The organism is Nitrosococcus halophilus Nc 4 (genome assembly GCF_000024725.1).
GTDB classification, from domain to species: Bacteria; Pseudomonadota; Gammaproteobacteria; order Nitrosococcales; family Nitrosococcaceae; genus Nitrosococcus; species Nitrosococcus halophilus.
In genome coordinates this window covers 3514659-3537566 of the sequence record NC_013960.1, presented here as the reverse complement: position 1 = coordinate 3537566, position 22908 = coordinate 3514659, and the positions used below count along the sequence as shown (strand labels likewise).

The window sequence follows — 22908 nt, the reverse complement described above, 5'->3', positions numbered from 1 at the left end:
AAAGTCGGTGCGCCTTGGAGTGCCTAGTCCGGAGCAAACCACTCTTCGATTTTGTTCTTGGGTAATGCGTGCCAGGGAGGCTTGCTTTTAAGGTCTGGCTCGTTCTGATAAAGCTTTTCCAATTCTCGCAGAAGAACATTCATTTCTTGTAAGGAGGGAGGGGATATTGTGGGTGCTGGATACCGCCCCGTAAAGCTAACAATGATTTCCTTTAATGGAGTTTCTTCCAGCTTTTCTTGTTGCTGCTCGGTCAATCGGGTAAGCAAGGCAGGCAGCCACTGCTCTAAGTTAAGTTCTCGGAGAGAAGCGGGTATTTCCCGAAGAACAACAACGCTAGGCCCTAGCCGATGTAACCCGAAACCGAGTGTTAATAGTTCAGAGGCATGTTGTTCTGTCCACTCTGCCTGCTGCGGAGAGACCTTGAAAGTGAGTGGAAGCAGTAAAGGTTGTCGGGTGATATGGTCTCTGGCATAGGCAGCACGCAGGCGCGCTTGGGCGAGGCGGGCGCGGGCTGCAGGAAGGTCGACGAGCACTAAACCTTGGTGGTTTTCTGCCAGCAGATAGCGTCCGAGAACCAAAGCCTGGGCTTGGCCAAGCAATGATGATTCATTGTGGTTTCCCTTGCGGGAAGGGATACGACTTCCCCTGGGGAGGGGGCTATAGTGCTCCGCGGCTTCTGCCACCGGGTAAAGCCGTCCTTTGTGGGGAGTGCCATGGGGCTTTGGTTGAAGGGCCTGCCCGGTTTGCTGAGAGCAAATGGGGACCTCCAAAGGAGATCCGTGAGGTGCATCCCCTGAAAGGGGGGCATCAGCGGTTGGCTTGGGTGCCCCTTCTGACTCAGCTTGTTCTAGTATCTCGGTTAAGGTGCGAACAACAAAACCATGGACTTGTCGGGCTTCTCGAAACCGGACCTCATTTTTGGCGGGGTGGGCATTAACATCCACTTGGCTAGGGGGCAACTCCAGATAGAGTAAATAGGCCGGGTGGCGTCCTGGAGGAAGGCGGTTGCCATAGGCTTGGCGAGTCGCGTGAGTTAACAGCCGGTCTCGAACCATGCGCTGGTTGACGTAGAAGTACTGGAGGTTAGTTTGGCTACGGCAGAATTCTGGATGCCCTAACCAGCCCCATAGGCGCAGTCCCTCTATTTCCCGCTTGAAATATAAACTGTGCTCGGTAAAAGCCTGCCCGCAGATCTTGGCGATCCGTTTTAACTGGTCCGGGGAGCGGAGGCAGGAAGGCAAGGTGAAAAGAGGGCGGCGGTTATAGCTCACCCGGAAGCTGACCTCGAAGTGGCTGAGGGCCAGCCGCTCTAGGGTAGCACGGAGGTGCATAAACTCCGTTTTTTCCCCCCGCAGAAAGCGCCGCCGGGCGGGGGTATTGTAAAATAGATCACGGACTTCAACGGTAGTGCCAACAGGATGAGCCACGGGTTGGACTGCTGTATTTTCTCGAAGACACCAGCCGTATTCCTCATTGACCACTCGGGAGTTGAGGCTGAGGTGGGAAACCGCACTAATGCTTGCCAAGGCTTCGCCGCGAAAGCCTAAGGTGGTGATGTTGAGTAATTGTTCTTGCTGGCGGATTTTACTGGTTGCATGAGAACTTAAGGCCAAGCACAGATCCTCAGGATGAATACCGCAACCGTCATCGCGGACTCGGATGAGCCCAATTCCCCCTGCCTCACTTTCGATCTCGATGCGTTGCGCCCCGGCATCCAAGGCGTTTTCCACCAGTTCCTTGAGCACTGAAGCGGGGCGTTCCACTACCTCGCCGGCGGCAATCTGATTAGCGAGGGCGGGGGGCAGAAGTTGAATACGGGGAAGGGAAGGAGCAACCATGTCTATTTAAAGGCTAATCTTCCAGATCTGGAGATTCCAAGTATTGTTTTGCCGGATACGCGACGCTTAATCCAGCCTACGGACTATTTATTAGAGATTCCTAGGCAAGGTCATTGCCCGCAATGGATAGGCTTAGCCTCCCTTTCATTTGTTAAATTCTCCCCATTTAAAACATGACCTATTAAAGTATAAGAGTAAGCAGCGAAACCTCCTCTATCGCCCCTCCTCATTTTCTTTCTGTTTGGGGTGCCTGGGTGGCCAGCCGGTGAATTATTCGGGCACGGAGAGCCGTAATCCGGAGCTTGAATGAGGTTTCGAGCTTCGAGTTAAGGAATCAGCAGGATATCCCCTACCTTGATGCGGTCCCCTTCAAGGCCATTGACTAGGCGCAATTGATTGAGATTGACGTCATAGTGCTGGGCAACCTCAGAGAGGGTATCGCCACGACTGATGATATGGCGACGTTGGGCAAGCAGAGTACCTGGCAGGGGGTTGCGGTAGAAATAGCGGCGGATACCATCCATCATGGCTTTAGCTAATCTCCGCTGGTGGTGTCGGCTGCGTAACTTACGCTCTTCCTGGGGGTTGGAAATAAAGGCGGTTTCTACCAACACCGAAGGGACATCGGGAGATTTGAGTACGGCAAAACCCGCGTGTTGCACATTGCGGTTATGGACTTGACCGACTTTCCCGAGGCCGGCGAGGATCGCCTCGGCGGTTTCAAGGCTTGCTTCGCGGCTGGAGGTTTGAGACAAATCAAGCAGCACTTGGGCTAAGAGGTCGCCTTTGTCATTCAAGCTCACGCCACCGATGAGATCCGATTCATTTTCTTTTTTGGCTAGGTAGCGCGCCGCTTCACTGCTCGCCCCTTTTCCTGAGAGGACATAGACGGAAGCGCCCCGGGCTTTAGGATGAGTAAAGGCATCGGCGTGGATAGAAATGAAAAGATCGGCTTTGTGTTGGCGGGCCTCATTGATCCGCTCTCTCAAACCGACATAGTAATCGCCGTTGCGAATCATCACTGGACGCATGCCAGGTTCTCGCTCCACCAACCGAGCCAATTCCCGAGCGATGGCCAGTACCACATCCTTTTCTTGGGTACCCTGGGGGCCGATGGCGCCTGGGTCTTCGCCCCCATGACCGGCGTCAATTGCAATCACAATGTCTCGGAGCTTCTCCGTGGTGACAGGGGTTACCTTTTTTACTAGTTTTACTGGCTTTACCGATTTTGGTTGGGGTTTTTTGATTTCGGTTCGGGTGAGATCAATGACTAGGCGATGACCGTAATTTTTATAGGGTTTAAGTAAAAAGCTTTTGGGGTGTGCGGCATGGGCTAGATCAAGCACTACTCGCAGGATTCCAGTGCTCTTATCGGCGCTACGGAGTCCGCGGAGAAGATCGCCGCCAAAGCTACGCTTAGGTAGGGAGTGGGCCAAGCGGGTATTGGCCAGGTCAATCACAATCCGGTGGGGATTTGTCAGGGTAAAGACCCGGTGTTGGGCAGGGGCGCTTAAATCGAAGACGAGCCGCGTTTTTTCCGCGGCAGGCCATACCCGGACACCATGCACCTGGGTACTAGCAAAGGCTAAGACAGGCGCTAGGCAGAGTAATAATAGACACGTTATTCTTCTCACGGTAACTGGAATATCGACTATTGTAGGACCCATCTTTATTCCCACCTGGCTAGGATGGAATTAAGTTTATTTTTCTTTGTTTTTTTATAGATAGGATTTGTTCTTGTCAAGCTTTCTAGAAACTAATTCCAGTTTTAAGGTGGTGGAGCAACTGCTTTCCCCGCTCCGTTCTAGCCTCTAAACGGGCTAACCGGCTATGGGTTCCCTGGTATTCCAGGGTCACCTGGAGATCGGGAAGCGGCAGTAAGCTTGTTCCCCGTTCCGGCCATTCCACGAGGCAAATAGCGTCCGGGCTGAAATAATCTTGAATGCCCATGAATTCCAGCTCTTGTGGATCGCTTAAGCGATAGAGATCAAAGTGATACAGTTGCCGTTGGCCCAAGGTATAGGGCTCCACTAGGGTATAAGTGGGGCTTTTGACCGCCCCTCGGTGTCCAAGGGCTTGCAGGAATCCCCGGGCTAATGTGGTTTTCCCTACGCCCAAGGTTCCAATGAGGAAAATAACCGCCCCTTCCTTCTCACAGGTACGGGCCAAGCGGGCACCCAGCGCTAGCGTGGCCTCCTGGCCAGTTAAAGTAATCTCAACCATTAGCTGATTTGGAGGTTGGCTAGACGCCGCAGATAGAACATCAAATCTCCTGCCAGCAGTCCCCGTTCGCCTCCTTCGCGGGCAGCCCGATCGCCGGCCATGGCATGGATCGTAACCCCAAGATGCGCCGCTTCGCTGAGGGTAAGGCCTTGGGCTAGAAGGCCGGCGATGGTCCCGGAGAGGACATCGCCCATGCCTCCACTGGCCATCCCGGGGTTGCCTGCCGTGCACAGTCCCAGTGGTAAATCGCCGGGGCATATCAGGGTCCCATTGCCCTTGAGGACAGCAACCCCCCCGTAGCGTTGATGGAGGTCACGGACGGCAACAAAGCGGTTCGCCTGTATTTCCTCAATGTTGCGAGCCAGCAACCGGGATGCTTCCCCTGGATGGGGGGTGATGATCCAATGGTTATGTTGGCGGGGTTGTTTAGCCAATAGGTTGAGGGCATCGGCATCGACAACCAGGGGATGGACAGTGTTCAAGGCTTCATTGAGCATCATTTGACCCCAAGCCCCTTGGCCCAGGCCGGGACCCACCACCACGACTGTGGCCCGTTCCAGCAGGGGTTTGAGATCCTCAGGGCTTTCCACTCCATAGCACATCAACTCTGGGCGGGCCATGTTGAGTAGGGAAGCGTGCTGCCCTCGGGTAGCAAGACTGACCAGCCCTGCACCCACTCGATAAGCGGCTTCTCCCGCCATGCGCGCGGCCCCTGGCATCCCTTGTTCCCCTCCGATGATCAGAACATGGCCATAGTCGCCTTTGTGCCCCGCCCGGGCACGGGGGGGTAATTTAGCAATTCTTTCCTCAAGGATAATGCGATAGGCAGAAGGGGTGACTCGCTTATAGACCTCAGGGGGGATCCGAAGGGAGTCAAAAGCAATCTCACCACAGTAATCGGGACCGAGATGGGTAAACAGGCCTTGTTTGAGGCCCACGAAGGTGGCGGTCACTTGGGCTTTGACCGCAGCCCCCAAGATGCTCCCTGTATCAGCATGGAGGCCAGAAGGAATATCGAGGGAAAGTACCGGATGTCCGGAGGCATTAATGGCATGGATAGCGTCAGCCCAGGGGCCAGCGACTTCGCGGCTGAGCCCGGTACCGAAAATGGCATCCGCCACCACATCTGCAGAGTGGAGGGCCTGGGGCCGGAAGGGGAGGATCTTTATTCCGCTATCAAGCAGAGCTTGTCGGGCAGCGCGGGCATCGGCGCTGAGTTTGTCCGCATCGCCGACTTGATAGACTGCCACATACATTTCCGCTTTGCGGGCCAGGCGGGCAAGGACGTAGCCATCGCCGCCGTTGTTGCCAATGCCACAGATAACCACTAGGCGTTGAGCCTGAGGCCAGTGCTTACGTAGTTGTTCCAAGGTAGCCGTACCGGCTCGTTCCATTAGCGTGGCACCCGAGATCCCGAATTCTTCAATAGTACATCGGTCCAATTCGCGTACTTGGGCAGCGGTGTATAAGGCAAGGGGGAGAATGGCCATTTTGGGTACCTCTATGTAAGCTGTAATCCTGAAATAATAGGCGATAGCGTTTTTGCAGCTGCTGGCTGACTGGAATTTTAAAGGCTAAAGGGCTGTTCTACACCGAGTTGCCCCGTGAATCCAGCCCATTTTTAGCAGAAATGAGTATCATAGACACCATGCATGGAAGGGAGAGCGGAACACTGGACCTCAATGCCCTGGCCGCTGATATCAAACAGTGGGGCCGTAAATTGGGTTTTCAGCACATAGGGATTGCGGATATTGCGCTAGGGGAGGCGGAAAAACATTTGCTGGATTGGCTCCAGGCCGGGCGCCACGGAGAAATGGCCTATATGGCCCGGCATGGTCTCAAGCGTACTCGGCCCGGGGAGTTGGTGCCGGGAACCGTTCGGATAATCTCGGCGCGGATGGATTATTGGCCCGAGGCGGATGATGATCCTTGGCGCATCCTGGAAGATGATTCCCTCGGTTATATTTCCCGCTATGCCCTGGGGCGAGACTATCATAAGGTCTTGCGGAAACGACTCCAGCGGTTGGCAAAGCAAATGGAGGCGGCTATCGGGCCTTTTGGTTACCGGGTCTTTAGTGACAGTGCGCCGGTGATGGAAAAGGCTTTGGCGGAAAAAGCAGGGCTAGGCTGGGTGGGTAAGCATACCAATCTACTGGCCCGTGATGCTGGGTCGTGGTTCTTTCTCGGGGAAATCTACACCGACTTACCCTTGCCACCGGATTCCGCCACTACTAGCCATTGTGGGACTTGTCAGGCTTGTATTGATATCTGTCCAACCCAGGCGATTGTGGCCCCCTACCAATTAGATGCGCGGCGTTGTATTTCCTATCTGACCATTGAGCTGCGCGGTTCTATTCCAGAGCCCTTGCGGCCTTTGATTGGCAACCGGATCTACGGCTGTGACGACTGCCAGCTCGTTTGTCCCTGGAATCGCTATGCCCAGGTGACAAGAGAGAAGGATTTTAGTCCTCGTCATGGGTTGGCCGCCCCGCAATTGCTGGATTTGTTTGCCTGGAGCGAGGAAGAGTTTCTATCCCGTACCGAAGGCTCGGCGATTCGCCGAATCGGTTATCTGGGTTGGTTGCGCAATATTGCCGTGGCACTGGGCAATGCCGCACCCCATCCTCATATCATCCGCGCCCTCCAGTCCCGCGCCGATCACTCCTCGGCCCTGGTGCGGGAGCACGTGGCCTGGGCCCTCGGGGAGCAGGCCCGCAAGAGCCGTGCCGCAGCCCCGACGGAAGAAAATTAAGTCTTAACCGGGCAAGCGAAAGAAATGGGCTCGATAGTAAGCCAATTCCTCGATGGATTCCCGGATATCGGCTAAGGCGAGATGAGCGCTTTCCTTCTTGAAACCTTTGGCAACTTCTGGTGCCCAACGTTTAGCCAGTTCCTTAATGGAACTGACATCCAGGTTACGGTAGTGAAGGTAGGCCTCTAGCTGAGGCATGTAACGGGCGAGAAAACGTCGGTCCTGACAAATGCTGTTGCCGCACAGAGGAGAGCTATTCGCATGGGTGTGTTGACCGAGAAATTCCAGGGTCCGTTGTTCCGCTGTTGCCTCGTCTATAAGGCTGTGGCGTACTCGTTCAACTAAACCGGATTTAGTATGCTGTCGAGTATTCCATTCGTCCATATTGTCGAGGATGGCGTCGTTTTGATGGATGGCGAACACCGGGCCTTCCTCGATAATATTGAGGTCACTATCCGTGACTACGGTAGCGATCTCGAGAATGACATCCTGAGTCGTATCAAGACCGCTCATTTCTAGATCTAACCAGATTAAGTTGGGGGGGGCCTGAGCCATATGATGAGTTGCCAATTGTTGTGTAATTACTTGCACCGCATTCTACCAGAAGCTAATCTCCCTCACAGGTTTTAATTTAAGATAATCGCTATGAATATGAATACTTACAGTTTCTTATTTTTAGTTTTTGTTGGTTTGATGCTGGGCTTAGAGCTATGGTTGGCACGCCGTCAGCTTCGTCACGTGCGTTTACACCGAGGTCAGGTTCCTTCGCCTTTTGAGGATCATATTTCCCTGGCTGCGCACCAGAAAGCAGCTGACTATACGGTGGCTAAGCTTCGGCTAGGCATTGTGAGCGAGGTCTTCGGCGTCCTGGTGTTGTTACTCTGGACTTTGGGGGGGGGCTTGGCCTGGCTCGATGGTTTCTGGCGAGATTGGGGTTGGGGTGAGCTTGGCACCGGCGTTGCCGTGCTCCTTAGCTTTATACTTATCGGGGCGGTGATTGAGCTGCCGTTGAGGATTTATCGGATTTTTGTTCTAGAGCAGCGTTTTGGCTTTAATCGGACCACCGGGCGTTTATTCTTACAAGATCTCTTCAAGCAAGGAGTACTGATATTCATGCTGGGTATTCCTATTGCGGCCGGCGCTCTGTGGCTCATGGGGCACGCAGGGAGCTATTGGTGGTTGTCTCTATGGTTGGCATGGTTAAGCCTTGCCGTGTTCATGATGTGGGCTTATCCTGCTTTTATTGCGCCGCTTTTTAATACTTTTACTCCCCTTGCGGATGAGAATCTTAGGCATCGGGTCGAAGATTTGCTATCCCGCTGCGGCTTTAAAAGCCAAGGCATTTTTGTGATGGACGGTTCGCGCCGCTCTGGACATGGCAATGCCTATTTCACCGGGCTTGGAAGCAATAAGCGTATTGTCTTCTTTGATACCCTGCTGGAATCCCTCGATCCTGATCAAATCGAGGCCGTGTTGGCCCATGAACTCGGTCATTTTAAGCGTCGCCATATTTTCAAAAATCTCATTGTCATGGCTATGCTTGGCTTAGGGGGGCTGGCCCTGTTAGGCTGGTTGAGCGCCCAGCCCGCGTTTTATCAAGGTTTAGGGGGGAGCCAACCCTCCAACTATATGGCTTTGGCCCTGTTTATGTTGGTGACGCCTGTGTTGACCTTTTTCCTACACCCCTTATTAGCCTATATTTCTCGCCGTTATGAGTTTGAAGCGGATGAGTTTGCCGCTAACATGGCCGACAGCCAGGCTTTGGTCCAGGCGCTAGTAAAGCTCTATAAAGAAAATGCAAGTACCTTAACCCCCGATCCTATTCACTCGGCGGTTTATGATTCCCATCCCCCCGCACCGGTGCGGCTGGCGCATCTTCAGGCCCATGGCGCGAATTAGGGTAATTTGCGCTTGGAGTCTCTGGATGCTTTGTCTAGGGACTAATTCCCTTTGGGCAGCGGATACTGAACGGGGCAAAATTCTTCACGATAAGGCATGCATCACCTGCCATGCTTCTTTGATGAAAGGGCAGCCTTCTTTGATATATACCCGTGAGGATCGTCACATTCAGTCTCTGGCTGCCCTGAGAAAGCGGGTCCAGCGTTGTAGTGTGGCGGCGGGGGTGAATTGGTCCCAGCAAGCCCTGGAGGAGGTCATCGCCTACCTTAATCAATCCTATTATCATTTCCGATGAGAAAAGGGCTAGGTGAAGAGGGCAAGGACTTCGTTCACCGGGGCCCGTTGATCGCCCTTGCAACTGATAAAGCGAGTTACCGAAAAGCCTATTAGTTTGGCATTGCGGTAAGCCTGGCGGGTAGACGGGGTGTCATGGTTGGAAATCAAAACGGGAATTCCCCGTTTGGCGAGCCGTTCCGCGTTTTGAGACAATGCCTCTTGCTCCTCGGGGCCAAAGGAATGACCGCTATAGTGAGTGAAGCGGGCGGTGCCGCTTAAGGGAACATAAGGCGGGTCGGCATAGACGACGGTGCCATGTCTAGCCCGCGCAAAGACTTTTCGGAAATCTAGGCAAGTAAATTTAGCCCGCCGTGCTTTGAGGTGGAAGGCCACCATCTCCTTACGCGGAAAATAAGGCCGTTTGTAACGACCGAAGGGGACATTAAACACACCGGAAGCGCTGTAGCGGCAGAGACCGTTGTAGCCGTGACGGTTTAGGTAGACGAAAAGCGCGGCTTTTTCAGCAGAATCATCGGTAGTATTGAAGCGGGTTCGTAACCTATAGTAAGCCTCAGGCGTATTGTGGCGGGGGGTGAAAAAGCTGCCCGCATAGTGGATAAAATCTTTGCCTTCTTGTTGTAGGATTTGGTAAAGCGCAATGAGGTCAGGATTAATATCATTCACCAGATAGCGTTCATATTCCGTGTTGAGAAAAAGCGCCGCCGATCCTGCAAAGGGTTCAATGAGACGCTTTCCTTGGGGAAGTACCTGAATGATCTGGGTTAAAAGGCGATATTTGTTCCCCGCCCACTTCAGGAAGGGGCGTTGGTACCCCCCACCCGAAGTGTTATCTGAGGACATGGGCGGCGTTACGGACAGATAGAAAAAGCCAAGTATGGGTAGAGGTTTATTTTTCTTCTAGGCCATCCAGGTATTTTTCCGCATCTAGGGCCGCCATGCAGCCGGTGCCAGCGGAGGTGACTGCTTGCCGGTAGACGGAGTCGATAACATCACCGGCAGCAAAAACACCCCGGATACTGGTTTGGGTGGCAAAGCCCTTGGCACCGCCCCGCACCAGGATATAGCCATGTTCCATCTCCAATTGCCCTGTGAATATATCGGTATTGGGTTTATGGCCGATGGCGATAAATACTCCATGCAGCGGGAGCTCCTTGGTTTGACCGGTATTGACTTCCTTGATACGAATTCCCGTGACTCCGGCATCATCCCCGAGTACTTCTTCAAGGACGTGATTCCATTCAATGGCGACATTGCTCTCGGTAGCTTTTTTCAGCAACCGGTTAGCAAGGATTTTTTCAGCCCGGAATCTATCTCGGCGATGGACTACAGTTACATGGTCAGCCATATTGGAAAGATAGAGCGCTTCCTCAACTGCCGTGTTGCCGCCGCCAATGACGGCGACGGGCTTGCCGCGGTAAAAAAAGCCGTCGCAGGTGGCACAGGCAGAAACGCCTCGCCCCATGTAGGCTTCTTCCGAAGGTAAACCCAGGTATTTTGCCGAGGCGCCAGTGGCGATGATGAGGGCGTCTGCGGTGTAGTGGCCTGAATCGCCTTTTAGCAAAAAGGGCAGCTGGGAGAGATCGACTTCCGTGATCTGGTCGAAGACAATTTCAGTCCCGAAGCGTTCCGCATGCTTGCGCATTCGTTCCATCAGCTCCGGTCCTTGGACCCCCTGGTCATCGCCGGGCCAATTGTCGACATCAGTGGTGGTCATGAGCTGGCCGCCTTGTTCCACACCGGTCACCAAGACCGGATCAAGAGCAGCACGAGCAGCGTAGACGGCCGCTGTGTAGCCTGCAGGGCCTGAACCGAGGATAAGGAGGCGGCAATGTTTATGTTTAGTTTCAGACATAGAACATGACTCCAACAGGGGCCTATGTTTTTAATTGGGCTCGTTTGTTTCGACATTCAAGCTTTAAAACCGTCTTCTCATGGGGAGTGTTCCGGTATATTTCAGCTATGAAACTTCAACCGGGCACTATCGCAGCGTGAGAAAGCGGCAGAATTCTGTTATCGATTTTAAACTCATCGAGTACAGAGATTGCTTGTGGCAAACTCCAAATGTTACGCGTAGTCATTAAATACGTAAAGGAGATAGCATGCGCATAGGTATCCCCCGAGAGATCAAAACCTTGGAAGGACGGGTCGCTTTAGTGCCTGAGGCGACCGCGGAGCTGGTGCAACAGGGACATGAAGTTTTTATCGAGTGTACCGCGGGAGAGCTGAGTGGTTATCCCGATACGGCCTACCAAGCCGTCGGGGTCACTATTGTCCCTGATGCCCCCTCTCTTTATGGGACTGCAGAGCTCATCGTTAAGGTTAAAGAGCCTGTTGGTCCGGAGCTGGAGCTGTTACGCTCGGACCATTTATTATTTTCCTTTTTGCATTTGGCGGCGGAACCGAAATTAACCCAGCGCTTAATGAAGATTGGCCTCACGGCGGTGGGTTTTGAAACCGTGGCGGTCGAGGGCGAATTACCGTTGCTCATCCCCATGAGTGATATTGCCGGTCGTCTGAGCATTCAAATTGGAGCAACTTTGTTACACAGTCCCCAAGGGGGAAAAGGTTTGCTGCTTGGCGGATTGCCGGGGGCGCCTCGAGGACGAGTGGTTATCTTGGGGGCGGGGACGGCAGGGAGCAATGCCGCTAGAGTGGCTGCCGCTTTGGGCAGCGAAGTCATTGTGTTCGAGCGTCGCCGTGATCGCTTGGCGCAAATGTATGAGCTGGGCGAGAATGTGACAGCTCTTTATCCCTACCAAGAGATGCTAAAGGAAGCTATTGCGAGCGCGGATCTGCTTATCGGAGCCGTATTGCAAGCCGGAGCTCGAACGCCGCGGCTAGTCAGCGCGGAGATGGTCCGCAGCATGCAGCCAGGTAGTGTGGTGGTGGATATCTCTGTTGATCAAGGTGGCTGTATCGAGACAACACGCCCCACCACCTATGCTGAACCCACTTATATTTGGGAGGAAGTGGTCCATTTTGCAGTGACGAATATGCCTGGCGCTGTCCCCCGCAGTGCTTCTCAAGCCTTGTCTTCAGCGCTCTTGCCCTATGTTTTGACCCTTGCTCAAGAAAGCTGGGAAAATTATCCTCCACTGGCGGCGGGAATTAATATTAAGACGGGAGAAGTGGTTCATCCAGCAGTGCAGGAGTCTCTGACGGCCAGCACTTAGTTTCAGAGGGTATCCCATTGGAACGCATAGGGGATCAGAGTAAACAATCCCATCCTCAAGTTTATGGAGTGCTATTGTCCTTGTGAGAATATAGCCGTTATATGATGAGACATTTTGTTAAGATCCCAGCTTAAGTTTTAGTAGCGCAACAACATTAAAAAAATTATGGCCCAAGCTTCGACCGTCACTAAACGTTCCAAGCGTACCCCGATTAGTCTTCATATCCGTCATCGCCTTAAAGAAGCCGCCTTCATCGTGTGCTTGGCGTTGGCAACCTATTTATTGTTGTCTTTATTGACTTATACTGCTACCGATCCCGGGTGGTCCCATACAGGCACTACTGAGGTCGTGCATAACAAAGGAGGGAGGGTTGGAGCCTGGCTTGCTGATCTTCTGCTCTATTTGTTGGGCCATCCGGCCTATCTGTTGCCCCTCGTGGCGGCTTACAGTGGCTATTTTTTGTTAGTCCGTGGCAGGAAAAATCAGGACGGGGGTTCGATTCAATTCTGGCTGCTTAAGGTGGTTGGGTTTACCGTGGCCTTAGGAGCAGCTTGCGGCCTTGCTGCGCTACATTTTCCTGTGCCTCCGGGAACTCTACCGGTAGCCGAGGGAGGCATTCTAGGTGAGATGGTCGGGCGTGGCCTATTGGGTATGTTTGGTCCCCTGGGGACGACTCTGTTGCTATTAGCTTTGTTTCTTACCGGTGTGACCTTACTTACGGGGCTTTCTTGGTTATGGCTGATGGATTTTATTGGTCGTTATACCCTAGACCTATCTCGGAGTATAGGAGGTTGGGGCCAGCCACTTCGTGGGCGGTTTGCCAACCCCTCTCTTCCGATACCCAAAATGAAGGTGATGCCCGGTGGCTTAAAGGGGGGCAAGCCCAAATCTGAGAAGCAACGAGGTAAAGTGCGTATTGAACCGGTTATTGGCGAACTGGAACCCACCCTACCTGGAGAGCCAATTCTACCTCAGGAGGCTAGTCCACCTCAGGAGACCATTCCGCCTCAGGAGACTATTCCGCCTCAGGAGACTATTCCACCTCAGGAGGCTATTCCACCTCAGGAGGCTATTCCACCTCAGGAGGCTATTCCACCTCAGGAGGCTATTCCACCTCAGGAGGCTATTCCACCTCAGGAGGCTATTCCACCTCAGGAGGCTATTCCACCTCAGGAGGCTATTCCACCTCAGGAGGCTATTCCACCTCAGGAGGCTATTCCACCTCAGGAGGCTATTCCACCTCAGGAGACCATTCCGCCTCAGGAGACATCCCTACCGAGGGTAGTGGCTCCACCCATGGAGGTAGGGCCACGAAGGGGGACGAATCTACAGCAACCACAGAAATGTCAGCCGCCTTTATTTCAACCTTCAGAAGAAGGGAGGCTTCCGCCCCTCTCTCTTTTGGATAAACCTTCTTCCTCCCAGGGAAGCTATTCAGGGGAAATCCTGGAAAACTTGTCCCGCCAAGTGGAGGAAAAGCTCAAAGACTTTGGGGTTGAGGTGCAAGTAGTGGCGGTCAATCCGGGGCCTGTCATTACCCGTTTTGAGTTGCAACCGGCCCCTGGGGTTAAAGTCAGCCGAATCTCTGGATTGGCGAAGGATTTGGCACGGGCTTTGTCCGTGCTGAGCGTTCGGGTGGTCGAAGTCATTCCCGGTAAGCCGGTGGTGGGCCTGGAGATTCCTAATGAAACCCGGGAAATTGTGCATCTTTCAGAAGTGGTGCATAGTGCCGTCTACCTTGAGAGCCGAGCCTTTCTGACCTTGGCCTTGGGCAAGGATATCAGCGGTGATCCAGTGGTCGCCGATCTTGCCAAGATGCCCCACTTGCTAGTAGCGGGAGCCACCGGGTCAGGTAAGTCGGTCGCCATTAACGCCATGATTTTGAGCCTGTTGTATAAGACCACTCCCCAGATGGTACGCCTGATCCTCATTGACCCTAAAATGCTGGAGTTGTCGGTTTATGAGGGTATCCCTCACCTGCTGGCTCCCGTCGTCATCGATATGAATGAGGCAGGGCACGCCTTGCGCTGGTGTGTGGCGGAGATGGAGCGACGCTACCGGCTGATGGCTGCATTGGGGGTTCGCAATTTGGCCGGGTTTAACCGTAAAGTGCGGGATGCCATTAAGGCAGGCCAACCGCTGAAAGATCCCCTCCATTCACCACTTCCAGAGGAAGAGCCATTACTGCTGGAACCCTTACCCTTAATCGTGGTCGTGATAGATGAGCTTGCGGACATGATGATGGTGGTGGGTAAGAAAGTGGAGGAACTCATTGCCCGCTTGGCACAAAAAGCCCGAGCTTCTGGTATTCATTTAATCCTTGCTACTCAACGGCCTTCAGTGGATGTAATCACGGGACTTATTAAGGCCAATATTCCGGCCCGGATGGCCTTTCAGGTTTCATCACGGGTGGATTCCAGGACCATCTTGGACCAAATGGGCGCCGAGCAACTTCTGGGGCAGGGGGATATGCTCTACCTCCCCCCTGGAACGGCTATGCCTGAACGGATACATGGCGCGTTCGTGGACGATCACGAAGTCCATAATGTGGTAGAGTTTCTTAAGCAGCAGGGCGCTCCCCAATATTTGGAAGAAATTACCCAGGGGATGGATGAATTTGGAGACGGCGCTAATCTAGCCGCCGGTGGTGCTGAGGCGGAGAATGATCCCCTTTATGACCAGGCGGTGCGGGTGGTTACTGAGACTCAGCGGGCCTCTGTATCGGGGGTTCAGCGGCGATTGCGAATTGGTTATAACCGCGCGGCGCGGCTGGTCGAGGCCATGGAGCAAAGCGGTGTCGTAGGCCCCATGCAGTCTAATGGGAGCCGAGAAGTCTTGGCTCCCCCTCCACCGGAGAGTTGAGAACGAGTGTTTATTAAAAACTCCTGTCGAAGGCGACAATGGCTCCGAAGGGTGCTCTGGGGGATTGTCTTAGGCAGCATGGCCTTTGCCCTCAAGGCTGAGGAACCGGGGGCGCGTTTGGAAACATTCTTGGAAAGGGTCCATAGCTTACGCGCTGAGTTTCATCAGATTTTACTAGACGAGTATAACGAGCCCCTAGAGGAGAGCAGGGGAATCTTTTTCCTTCAGCGCCCTGGTAAATTCCGTTGGGATTATCATGAGCCATTCACTCAAGCAATCGTGGCAGATGGTGAGCGTATCTGGTTCTATGATCCCGACTTAGAACAAGTGACGGTCAAAAACCAGAAATTGGCCCTAGGAGATACCCCGGCTTTGCTGCTTTCTGGTGAGCGCTTACCGGAAGAGACTTTCCAAATCAATAACCTGGCCTCCCATAATCATTTGGCTTGGGTGGAATTGCTACCCCGTAATAAAGAGGCCGCCTTCGAACGGTTATTGCTGGGATTTGATAATAATACTTTACGTCAGATGGAACTGCACGATAGTTTTGGCCAAATCACCCGTCTTTCCTTTTCTGAGGTTGAGGTCAACCTATCCCTTGACTCCTCACTGTTTGTATTTACGCCGCCAGAAGGGGTGGATGTCATGGGAGGAGACTCCCCCTAGGGTGATGTCTCTGCATGGTGAAAAGAGCCCATTTTCTGTGGACGTTGCCGGCTGCCCTTTAGCCGATCGGATGCGGCCCCAGAAATTGGATGACTTTGTTGGCCAAAGTCATCTCCTGGACAAGGGGGCGCCTCTGCGCCAGGCGATTGAAACAGGCCGTCCCCACTCCATGGTGCTGTGGGGGCCTCCGGGTACTGGCAAAACCACCTTGGCTCGCCTTATCGCCCACTACTGCCAGGCCCAATTTATCAGTCTTTCTGCGGTGCTGGCCGGGGTGAAAGAAGTGCGAGCTGCGGTGGATAAGGCCCAGCGAGTCCGGTCCGAGGAAGGGTATGGGACCGTCCTTTTTGTGGATGAAGTGCACCGTTTCAATAAAAGCCAACAGGATGCTTTTCTACCCTATGTGGAAAATGGCACCTTTATTTTCATTGGTGCGACCACAGAAAATCCCTCCTTTGAATTGAATAATGCGCTTTTATCCCGGTGCCGGGTTTATGTCCTTAAATGCCTTCGGGTGGGAGATATCTGCACCCTGATCAATCGTGCCCTGGCGGATCCAGAGCAGGGGCTGGGGAGGCGTTCGCTGACAATGGCTGAAACCCTATGCCAGCGGCTTGCCGAGGCGGCGGATGGGGATGCCCGCCGGGCTCTCAACTTGCTTGAAATTGCTAGCGATCTGGCAGAGAAAAAGACGATCCCGGAGGAACTGCTGAACCAAGTGTTAAGAGGGGGAGTTCGGCGCTTTGATAAGGGGGGTGAGGCCTTTTATGAGCAAATTTCGGCGCTCCATAAAGCCGTACGGGGTTCCGCGCCGGATGCCGCTTTATATTGGCTTTGCCGTATGCTGGATGGGGGTTGTGATCCTTCCTACCTAGCTCGGCGCTTGGTGCGAATCGCGAGCGAGGATATCGGCAATGCTGATCCCAGAGCTTTACGCCTTGCCCTTGATGCTTGGGAGGCCTATGAACGCCTCGGTAGCCCCGAGGGTGAATTGGCCCTTGCCCAGGCGGTGATATTTCTTTCCTGTGCTCCCAAGAGCAATGCCACCTATAAGGCCCTGAACGCCGCTACCCGGGACGCTAAGGCTTATGGCTCCCTCGGCGTGCCTTTGCATTTGCGGAATGCGCCCACTAAGCTTTTGAAAGAGCTTGGTTATGGCAACCGGTATCGTTATCCCCATGATGAACCTGAAGCCTATGCAGCGGGCGAGCATTATTTTCCCGAGGAGATGGGGCAGCCTTGCTACTATGAGCCAGTTTCTCAGGGGTTGGAGATCAAGATCGCCGAAAAGCTTGCGCGCTTGAGGGAGTTGGACCGAATAGGGCGCAAACCTCGCTGAGTTTATGGTTCTTTCTCTTGTATTTGATGCTAAAGGGGCAGCCTGATATATTGCAAAGAGTTGCTTCATCACCCCAAAGACCGTGGTGTGAGTAGTGGAGGTACCCGTTTGAAGGCACTGTTTTTAAAAAAAATTGTCTAATCATGTATAACATGGGGGGGTGACTGCCCGCCTGTAATTAAGCAATGGGTTTCCATAGGGCGGCACTATTGATTGAAATAAGATCAAACTTTTGGGCTTAACATGGCTAGGCCCTTGTCTTCATGTAAGACATATAAGCTATATGTCCGATAGAACATAGTGAGGGATTTTTACAGGCCGCGCCGTACCAGTTCCTGGTGATCATAGGATGGTGTCAAGGCTGCGGCGAGAGAACAAGGTTTTGCGAGAAGTAACGAGTAGCCTTGAGGTTATTATGATGATAAACCGCGCTGGAACTGAAAAAAGTTTAGGCGATCCTGCTGACCATAGGCTTAGGCAATAAGCTGATAGGTGGAAGGGTGAAGAATATTGCTGTACCTGCAAAAAGTGCATGCACTTCACTCAAGTTATTGGTATGTACCGCAGGATGAGCTTTTGGCAGGCAAGTTATGCGAGTAGGTGTTTATGCGGAGCTTTTCCGCAGAAGGGATGAGTAATGGCAGTTTGGTTAAGCGTGCTGAGTATTGGCTGTCATTTTCACCTCAATTGGAGGAGGTTAGCTAGGCGGGCAAGTGGTGCCGGTACCTTTTATCGGCAGGCAGGGCCGCCCGACTTTTCTCTACCCTATTCTCGAGGTTTTCCAGGCTTAAAGTCATAGACCTCATACGAAAACTGGCGTCTTAAGCGCCACTCTCGTTTCTCTCGCAGGCATCTGCGGATGATTGCTGCTTATTGAGTCTGAAGTGCTCAGGTTCTTGAATAGGCAGGGAGTTTAGCCGCGGGTGTGAATATGCGTGGAAATTAAGGAACGAGATTCATGAAAAGAATGCTTATTAATGCAACTCATGCGGAAGAGTTGCGAGTGGCGATGGTCGATGGCCAGCACTTGCAAGATTTAGATATTGAAAATCCGGCTCGGGAACAGAAAAAAGCCAATGTTTATAAGGGCAAAATTACTCGGATTGAACCGAGTTTAGAGGCCGTATTCGTAGATTATGGTGCTGATCGCCAGGGGTTTTTACCTCTCAAGGAGGTGGCGCGCGGCTATTTTCAGCCCCATCAAGGAGAACCTGGGGAGCGACTTAAAGTCCAAGAAGTGCTCAAGGAAGGGCAAGAGTTACTCGTCCAGGTGGAAAAGGAGGAGCGGGGTAATAAAGGGGCCGCGCTTTCTACGTTTGTGAGTCTGGCGGGGCGGTATCTTGTATTGATGCCCAACAACCCTAGGGCTGGGGGAGTTTCTCGTCGGATCGAAGGGGAAGAGCGAAGCGCGCTTTTAGAAGCAATGCGTGCTCTTGAGGTGCCTGAGGGCATGGGGCTTATTGCTCGGACTGCGGCTCTAGGTAAGAGCACGGAAGAATTGCAGTGGGACCTTAATTATTTGCTCCATCTTTGGCAGGCTATCCAGGTCGCCGCTCAAGAGCGGCCAGCGCCTTTCCTCATTTATCAGGAAAGCGATGTCATTATTCGCGCATTACGGGATTACTTGCGCTTAGATGTTGGCGAAATCCTGATCGATACCCCGGATGTCTATCAGCGGGCTTATGATTTCATGCGGCAAGTGATGCCCCATGAGTTGCAGAAGCTTAAGCTCTACCAAGATAAGGTTTCCCTGTTCACCCGCTTTCAAATTGAGAGCCAAATCGAAACTGCATTCCAGCATGAGGTTGCGCTACCTTCCGGTGGTGCAATCGTCATCGATTACACCGAGGCCCTGACCACCATCGATATCAACTCAGCGCGGGCGAATAAGGGGGAGGATATTGAGGAGACGGCGCTTTCAACCAACTTAGAATCGGCGGAGGAGATAGCACGCCAGTTAAAATTACGTGATTTGGGGGGATTGATTGTTATCGACTTTATCGATATGGCCCCCTTACGTAACCAGCGGGCGGTTGAGAATCGGCTGCGGGAGTGCTTGCGTGAAGATCGGGCGCGGGTACAAGTGGGTCGTATTTCCAGATTTGGGCTTCTAGAGATGTCGCGGCAACGGTTGCGACCGTCTCTAGGGGAAGCCCATCAGGTGGTCTGCCCCCGTTGTAGTGGCCGGGGTCATGTGAGAGGGGTAGAATCCCTGGGTCTATCGGTTTTGCGCCTTGTCGAGGAAGGGGCAGCTAAAGAAAAGACCGCTCGCATGGTGGTTCAACTTCCTATTTCAGTGGCTTCCTTTTTGCTCAACGAGAAGCGAACCAACCTTGCCACCATTGAAAAGCGATATGAGGTGCATTTATTTTTAGTGCCTAATCCCCATCTGGAAACCCCTGCTTTCAAAATTGAGCGAGTTAAGGACAAGGGGAAAGAAGAGGGGCGGACGGATAAACGGCTTGAAATGCAAAGCTACCAGATGGCGAATGAACCGGAGTCTAAGAATCTGGTGTTTGCCGCACCTAGCGTTGCTCCGGATCAGCCCTTGGTTAAAGGGGTTTCTCCCTCGCTTCCCCCGCCTGGACCGAAACCAGCGGCACCGGCTGCTCAACCTCACTTTTTAAGGCATTTCTGGAAGGTGCTGATAGGGGGCGAGCAAGAGCCAGAAGCACCGGAGGTATCGAATCAGGAGACTGCAGCAACTCCTGGAGAGCCGAGTAGACAGGAGCGTGTGGCTTCTCGCCGTGGGAGATCCCATGGTAGGGGGCGACGCAGTTCGGGTCGGAGGCAAAATCGCAGGGAAAATACCCAGAGCAAGGAAGTTTCTCCAGAGGTGGGGAGTGTTCAACCGGCACCCGAAGTCAAGGAAACCCAGGAGAGGCAGAAATCTGGGGAAAGCACCTCCTCAAGGAGCTCCACCCGGGGGCGCCGGGGGGGTCGCCGTTCTCGCTCCAGTGCAGCCAATAGGCACCGTCACAGCAGCAGCGGGAGTAGAGGTGATGGGGCAGCAGGGAAGCAACCTAAAGAAACGGGAAATGCTGAAAAAAACCCTGCGCTTTCTTCAGAGTTAAAAGAGGCTTCCTCCAAATCGCCTCCAGAGACAGCCGTTTCCAAGGAGAAAAAAGCCTCCTCGGAGGAGGGGCAAGGGGGAGGTTCCCGGGAATCGATATCTCCTGGGCCGGCAAAGGTGGTGGCGGCGAATGAGCGGGCGGTCGTTGCCGAAGAGGCGCCAAAATTGCCTGCACCCATCTCCGTGGTGGAAGAACAGACACAAATGTTGCCTCCCGCAGTGAGGAAAGAGTCTTCCGGTTAGGGGCTTAAGTGTCGCTGGCGGATTTCTTTGAGGAGGCCATGAGCGGCCTCCTCAATAAGGTCTAAGACCTCTTCAAACTCAGCAGGAGGGCCATAATAGGGATCGGGGACGTCTTGTTTTCCCAAATGGGGCGCTAACTCAAGAAGTAGCCGGATCTTTCCGAGCTGACTGGCCGGGGCTAGTTTTTGTAACAACGCCAAGTTTGAGCGGTCCATGGCGACAAGGTAATCAAAGTGAATAAAGTCCGTGTATTGGATCTGCCGGGCGCGGTAGTGGTCGATACAAATACCCCGCTGTCGACAGCATGCTCGGGCCCGCGGATCCGGACGCTCGCCAGCAAAATGGCCATGGGTGCCAGCAGCATCAACGAAAATGGCATGGTCAAGGTGATGATGTGTTACTAACCGCTGGAAAAGGCCTTTGGCCATGGGAGAGCGGCAGAAGTTAGCCATACAAATAAACAGGATCCCAACCTTGCCCTCAGTGGGGTTAAAGGGAGTTTGTTTGTTTTGGAGCCATTTTTTTAGAATCATGATCTCATGCCACTGTAAACGCTAATATGTTCCCCGACTCTATCGCCATCCCATCTCTGCGACGTCTTATTGGACACCAGGTCCAGCATCAAGGAATTCCTTGCCAAGTGATTGAGGTTTTAGAGGAGGGTCCAGTACTGGTGCTTCAGGAGGCCGTCTGCCATAGGGTAATCCAGCCTGATCAGTTCGGCAAGGCGCGCCGCCGTGTGCCCCAGATCTTAGAAGTTAGGGTTCGAGATCCTTCTGGACAGTTGACTCCTGGGTTTCTAGCCCTGGGGGTTTTGCAATTTTTGTCCCCTTAAATGTAATCGTTTGGTGGTCTTCTATCTTTAGGCGGGATGGTCTTTCTGGGCTAGCAATTGCCTAGCTTGTTCCAGATCAGCCTGGGTATCCACCCCTGGAGGGGGAATCACATCGGCAACAGCCACATGGATTCGGCCCCCATGGTATAAGACCCGCAATTGCTCTAGGCGCTCGGCTTGTTCCAGAGGGCAGGGAGGGAGTTGAGGATAGGATCGCAAGAAGCCTGCCCGATAGGTGTAAAGGCCGAGATGGCGATAATAGGGCCAGGAAGTCGGCCAGATTCTGTTCTCAGCGGCAAAATCTTCTCTAGCCCAGGGAATGGGCGCTCGGCTGAAATAAAGAGCATAGCCTTGCGCATCCCGAACCACCTTGACAATGTTGGGATTAAATAACTCCTCGCGGTTGGCGATATTCACGCTTAAGGTGGCCACATCTGCCTCGGGGTGAAGTTCTAGATCTTTTGCCGCCTGGGCGATTAGGGAGGGGGGTAAAAGGGGTTCATCACCCTGGACATTGACAATAAGGGTCTGGTTCGAGTAATCCTGTTGAGCCACCACCTCGGCTAATCGCTCAGTCCCAGAGCTATGCTCGGTTGAAGTCATACAGACCTGGATACCCCAGCCTTTGACGATGGCCTCTATGCGCCTATCGTCGGTAGCCACCAAAATTTCCTCCGCGCCACTTTCTTGGGCTTTTTCTACGACATGGAGCAGCATGGGTTTACCGGCCAGATCGAGCAGGGGTTTACCAGGCAGGCGGCTAGAGCCATAGCGGGCGGGGATAATGACTTTATAGGGCATTTTTAAAGAATCGCTCCCCGTTCCTCGATGGCGTATCGGGCGAGGTGATCCACGAGAAAGGTATAGGCTTCATCGACGGAGTCGGTCTGATAGAGCAGATTGAGATCCTGGGGATCAATATTCCCGTAATGGACTAGGGCCTCGAAGTTGATAGTCTCGTTCCAGTACTCTTTTCCAAAGAGGACAATGGGAAGGTGTTTCCGGATTTTGCCCGTTTGCACCAGAGTGAGGAGTTCAAACAATTCGTCAAGAGTCCCGAAGCCGCCCGGAAAGACAATAACGGCTTTTGCCAGATAAGCAAACCAAAACTTGCGCATGAAAAAATAATGGAAGTGGAACGAGAGTTCGCGGGTGATATAGGGATTATCAAATTCCTCGATAGGGATGGAGATGGTCAACCCTACGTTGATCCCCTTTGCTTCGGAGGCCCCCCGATTGGCTGCTTCCATAATCCCTGGACCGCCGCCGGTGCAAACCACGAAGCGCCGCTCTTCATCACTTAATCCCTTGGACCATTCTGTTAGGCGGCGCGCTAGTTCCCTAGCGGCCTCATAATATTTCGACATTTCAAGCTGCCGCCTGGCTTTGTCGATATCCCCTTGACCTTCCTCGGCTGCCTTGAGCTCCTTTTCAGCCTGGGCGCGGGAGACGGTACGGGCTGAGCCCATAAACACCACCGTATCGTCCACCTTGTAGCGCGCAAAGCGACGCTGAGGCTCCAAGTACTCGGAGAGTATCCGCAGTGATCGTGCCTCGCGGCTAGAGAGAAATTCCTCATTCCGATAGCTTTCTGGCAAATGGCGGTGTCTTTGGGGCATGATAAATTGACCTATCCTTGATATTTTTCAGCTTGTTTTCAGCTTCATTCTTTATTCTGACCCCATCCTGAAACATAGCTGATGAGGAG

The 22908-nt window shown here is 53.2% G+C and carries 19 protein-coding genes; 9 read left to right on the top strand and 10 right to left on the bottom strand.

Going from position 1 to position 22908, the window contains the following annotated elements; all coding sequences use genetic code 11:
* Window positions 1-23: 23 nt before the first annotated feature.
* The 4 genes from mutL to NHAL_RS16640 form a co-directional block, all read right to left on the bottom strand.
* On the bottom strand, window positions 24-1838 hold the full coding sequence (gene mutL / locus NHAL_RS16655) for a DNA mismatch repair endonuclease MutL (protein ID WP_013034309.1): 1815 nt from the start codon (window positions 1836-1838) through the stop codon (window positions 24-26).
* A 326-nt stretch (window positions 1839-2164) separates the two neighbouring features.
* Window positions 2165-3505, bottom strand: coding sequence for an N-acetylmuramoyl-L-alanine amidase (locus NHAL_RS16650; RefSeq protein WP_013034308.1), 1341 nt, complete (start codon window positions 3503-3505; stop codon window positions 2165-2167).
* A gap of 82 nt (window positions 3506-3587) precedes the next feature.
* A complete protein-coding gene (gene tsaE / locus NHAL_RS16645) occupies window positions 3588-4061 on the bottom strand; it encodes a tRNA (adenosine(37)-N6)-threonylcarbamoyltransferase complex ATPase subunit type 1 TsaE (RefSeq protein WP_013034307.1) in 474 nt (157 codons plus the stop codon).
* Complete coding sequence (locus NHAL_RS16640; RefSeq protein ID WP_013034306.1) at window positions 4061-5551, bottom strand: bifunctional ADP-dependent NAD(P)H-hydrate dehydratase/NAD(P)H-hydrate epimerase; 1491 nt, start codon at window positions 5549-5551, stop codon at window positions 4061-4063. The genes tsaE and NHAL_RS16640 overlap by 1 nt, the downstream gene beginning before the upstream one ends.
* Before the next feature lie 140 nt (window positions 5552-5691).
* Here NHAL_RS16640 and queG point away from each other — a divergent pair, with 140 nt between their 5' ends.
* Window positions 5692-6813 carry a tRNA epoxyqueuosine(34) reductase QueG gene (queG, locus tag NHAL_RS16635; RefSeq protein WP_013034305.1) on the top strand — a complete coding sequence of 374 codons (1122 nt, stop codon included), beginning with the start codon at window positions 5692-5694 and terminating at the stop codon, window positions 6811-6813.
* Window positions 6814-6816: 3 nt separating this feature from the next.
* Here the strand turns inward: queG and orn are convergent, their stop codons facing one another.
* Window positions 6817-7368 carry an oligoribonuclease gene (orn, locus tag NHAL_RS16630; RefSeq protein WP_013034304.1) on the bottom strand — a complete coding sequence of 184 codons (552 nt, stop codon included), beginning with the start codon at window positions 7366-7368 and terminating at the stop codon, window positions 6817-6819.
* A 90-nt stretch (window positions 7369-7458) separates the two neighbouring features.
* On the opposite strand from orn, the gene NHAL_RS16625 reads away from it, so the two are divergent.
* Both NHAL_RS16625 and NHAL_RS16620 read left to right on the top strand, forming a co-directional pair.
* A complete protein-coding gene (locus NHAL_RS16625) occupies window positions 7459-8712 on the top strand; it encodes a M48 family metallopeptidase (RefSeq protein WP_013034303.1) in 1254 nt (417 codons plus the stop codon).
* 25 nt (window positions 8713-8737) lie between these two features.
* Window positions 8738-9007: a hypothetical protein gene (locus NHAL_RS16620; protein ID WP_013034302.1), complete on the top strand. Its 270-nt coding sequence runs from the start codon at window positions 8738-8740 to the stop codon at window positions 9005-9007.
* A gap of 8 nt (window positions 9008-9015) precedes the next feature.
* On the opposite strand, the gene NHAL_RS16615 is transcribed toward NHAL_RS16620, so the two are convergent.
* Entirely contained in the window at window positions 9016-9849 is an 834-nt protein-coding gene (locus NHAL_RS16615; RefSeq protein ID WP_013034301.1) for a Dam family site-specific DNA-(adenine-N6)-methyltransferase, read from the bottom strand.
* A gap of 46 nt (window positions 9850-9895) precedes the next feature.
* The gene (trxB, locus tag NHAL_RS16610) at window positions 9896-10861 is read right to left on the bottom strand and encodes a thioredoxin-disulfide reductase (protein ID WP_013034300.1); all 966 of its coding nucleotides are present in this window, start codon (window positions 10859-10861) and stop codon (window positions 9896-9898) included.
* Between the two features lie 247 nt (window positions 10862-11108).
* Between trxB and ald the strand changes: the two genes are divergently transcribed.
* The 5 genes from ald (at window position 11109) to NHAL_RS16585 (ending at window position 20365) form a co-directional block, all read left to right on the top strand.
* Window positions 11109-12182, top strand: a complete 1074-nt coding sequence (ald, locus tag NHAL_RS16605; RefSeq protein ID WP_013034299.1) for an alanine dehydrogenase — start codon at window positions 11109-11111, stop codon at window positions 12180-12182.
* A 165-nt stretch (window positions 12183-12347) separates the two neighbouring features.
* A complete protein-coding gene (locus tag NHAL_RS20700; protein ID WP_013034298.1) occupies window positions 12348-15044 on the top strand; it encodes a DNA translocase FtsK in 2697 nt (898 codons plus the stop codon).
* Window positions 15045-15122: 78 nt separating this feature from the next.
* Entirely contained in the window at window positions 15123-15710 is a 588-nt protein-coding gene (gene lolA, locus NHAL_RS16595; RefSeq protein WP_013034297.1) for an outer membrane lipoprotein periplasmic chaperone LolA, read from the top strand.
* Between the two features lie 4 nt (window positions 15711-15714).
* Window positions 15715-17049, top strand: a complete 1335-nt coding sequence (locus NHAL_RS16590) for a replication-associated recombination protein A (RefSeq protein ID WP_041355134.1) — start codon at window positions 15715-15717, stop codon at window positions 17047-17049.
* Window positions 17050-18007: 958 nt separating this feature from the next.
* Window positions 18008-20365: an Rne/Rng family ribonuclease gene (locus NHAL_RS16585; RefSeq protein WP_013034295.1), complete on the top strand. Its 2358-nt coding sequence runs from the start codon at window positions 18008-18010 to the stop codon at window positions 20363-20365.
* Here NHAL_RS16585 and NHAL_RS16580 read toward each other — a convergent pair.
* Window positions 20362-20898, bottom strand: coding sequence for a low molecular weight protein-tyrosine-phosphatase (locus NHAL_RS16580; RefSeq protein WP_013034294.1), 537 nt, complete (start codon window positions 20896-20898; stop codon window positions 20362-20364). The two genes, NHAL_RS16585 and NHAL_RS16580, sit on opposite strands and share 4 nt — an antisense overlap.
* A gap of 107 nt (window positions 20899-21005) precedes the next feature.
* Here NHAL_RS16580 and NHAL_RS16575 point away from each other — a divergent pair, with 107 nt between their 5' ends.
* On the top strand, window positions 21006-21200 hold the full coding sequence (locus NHAL_RS16575; RefSeq protein WP_238985383.1) for a hypothetical protein: 195 nt from the start codon (window positions 21006-21008) through the stop codon (window positions 21198-21200).
* A 27-nt stretch (window positions 21201-21227) separates the two neighbouring features.
* Here the strand turns inward: NHAL_RS16575 and kdsB are convergent, their stop codons facing one another.
* Together kdsB and NHAL_RS16565 are read right to left on the bottom strand one after the other, a co-directional pair.
* Window positions 21228-22001, bottom strand: a complete 774-nt coding sequence (kdsB, locus tag NHAL_RS16570) for a 3-deoxy-manno-octulosonate cytidylyltransferase (protein WP_013034292.1) — start codon at window positions 21999-22001, stop codon at window positions 21228-21230.
* A gap of 2 nt (window positions 22002-22003) precedes the next feature.
* A complete protein-coding gene (locus NHAL_RS16565) occupies window positions 22004-22819 on the bottom strand; it encodes an LOG family protein (RefSeq protein WP_013034291.1) in 816 nt (271 codons plus the stop codon).
* Window positions 22820-22908 lie beyond the last annotated feature (89 nt).

Coding starts and splice junctions, on each gene's coding strand:
- NHAL_RS20700 (WP_013034298.1), top strand. CDS start 12,348: ATGGCCCAAGCTTCGACCGTCACTAAACGTTCCAAGCGTACCCCGATT.
- NHAL_RS16615 (WP_013034301.1), bottom strand. CDS start 9,849: ATGTCCTCAGATAACACTTCGGGTGGGGGGTACCAACGCCCCTTCCTG.
- tsaE (WP_013034307.1), bottom strand. CDS start 4,061: ATGGTTGAGATTACTTTAACTGGCCAGGAGGCCACGCTAGCGCTGGGT.
- NHAL_RS16580 (WP_013034294.1), bottom strand. CDS start 20,898: ATGATTCTAAAAAAATGGCTCCAAAACAAACAAACTCCCTTTAACCCC.
- NHAL_RS16650 (WP_013034308.1), bottom strand. CDS start 3,505: ATGGGTCCTACAATAGTCGATATTCCAGTTACCGTGAGAAGAATAACG.
- NHAL_RS16640 (WP_013034306.1), bottom strand. CDS start 5,551: ATGGCCATTCTCCCCCTTGCCTTATACACCGCTGCCCAAGTACGCGAA.
- mutL (WP_013034309.1), bottom strand. CDS start 1,838: ATGGTTGCTCCTTCCCTTCCCCGTATTCAACTTCTGCCCCCCGCCCTC.
- NHAL_RS16585 (WP_013034295.1), top strand. CDS start 18,008: ATGAAAAGAATGCTTATTAATGCAACTCATGCGGAAGAGTTGCGAGTG.
- trxB (WP_013034300.1), bottom strand. CDS start 10,861: ATGTCTGAAACTAAACATAAACATTGCCGCCTCCTTATCCTCGGTTCA.
- NHAL_RS16625 (WP_013034303.1), top strand. CDS start 7,459: ATGAATATGAATACTTACAGTTTCTTATTTTTAGTTTTTGTTGGTTTG.
- kdsB (WP_013034292.1), bottom strand. CDS start 22,001: ATGCCCTATAAAGTCATTATCCCCGCCCGCTATGGCTCTAGCCGCCTG.
- queG (WP_013034305.1), top strand. CDS start 5,692: ATGAGTATCATAGACACCATGCATGGAAGGGAGAGCGGAACACTGGAC.
- lolA (WP_013034297.1), top strand. CDS start 15,123: ATGGCCTTTGCCCTCAAGGCTGAGGAACCGGGGGCGCGTTTGGAAACA.
- NHAL_RS16590 (WP_041355134.1), top strand. CDS start 15,715: ATGTCTCTGCATGGTGAAAAGAGCCCATTTTCTGTGGACGTTGCCGGC.
- NHAL_RS16565 (WP_013034291.1), bottom strand. CDS start 22,819: ATGCCCCAAAGACACCGCCATTTGCCAGAAAGCTATCGGAATGAGGAA.
- NHAL_RS16620 (WP_013034302.1), top strand. CDS start 8,738: ATGCTTTGTCTAGGGACTAATTCCCTTTGGGCAGCGGATACTGAACGG.
- ald (WP_013034299.1), top strand. CDS start 11,109: ATGCGCATAGGTATCCCCCGAGAGATCAAAACCTTGGAAGGACGGGTC.
- orn (WP_013034304.1), bottom strand. CDS start 7,368: ATGGCTCAGGCCCCCCCCAACTTAATCTGGTTAGATCTAGAAATGAGC.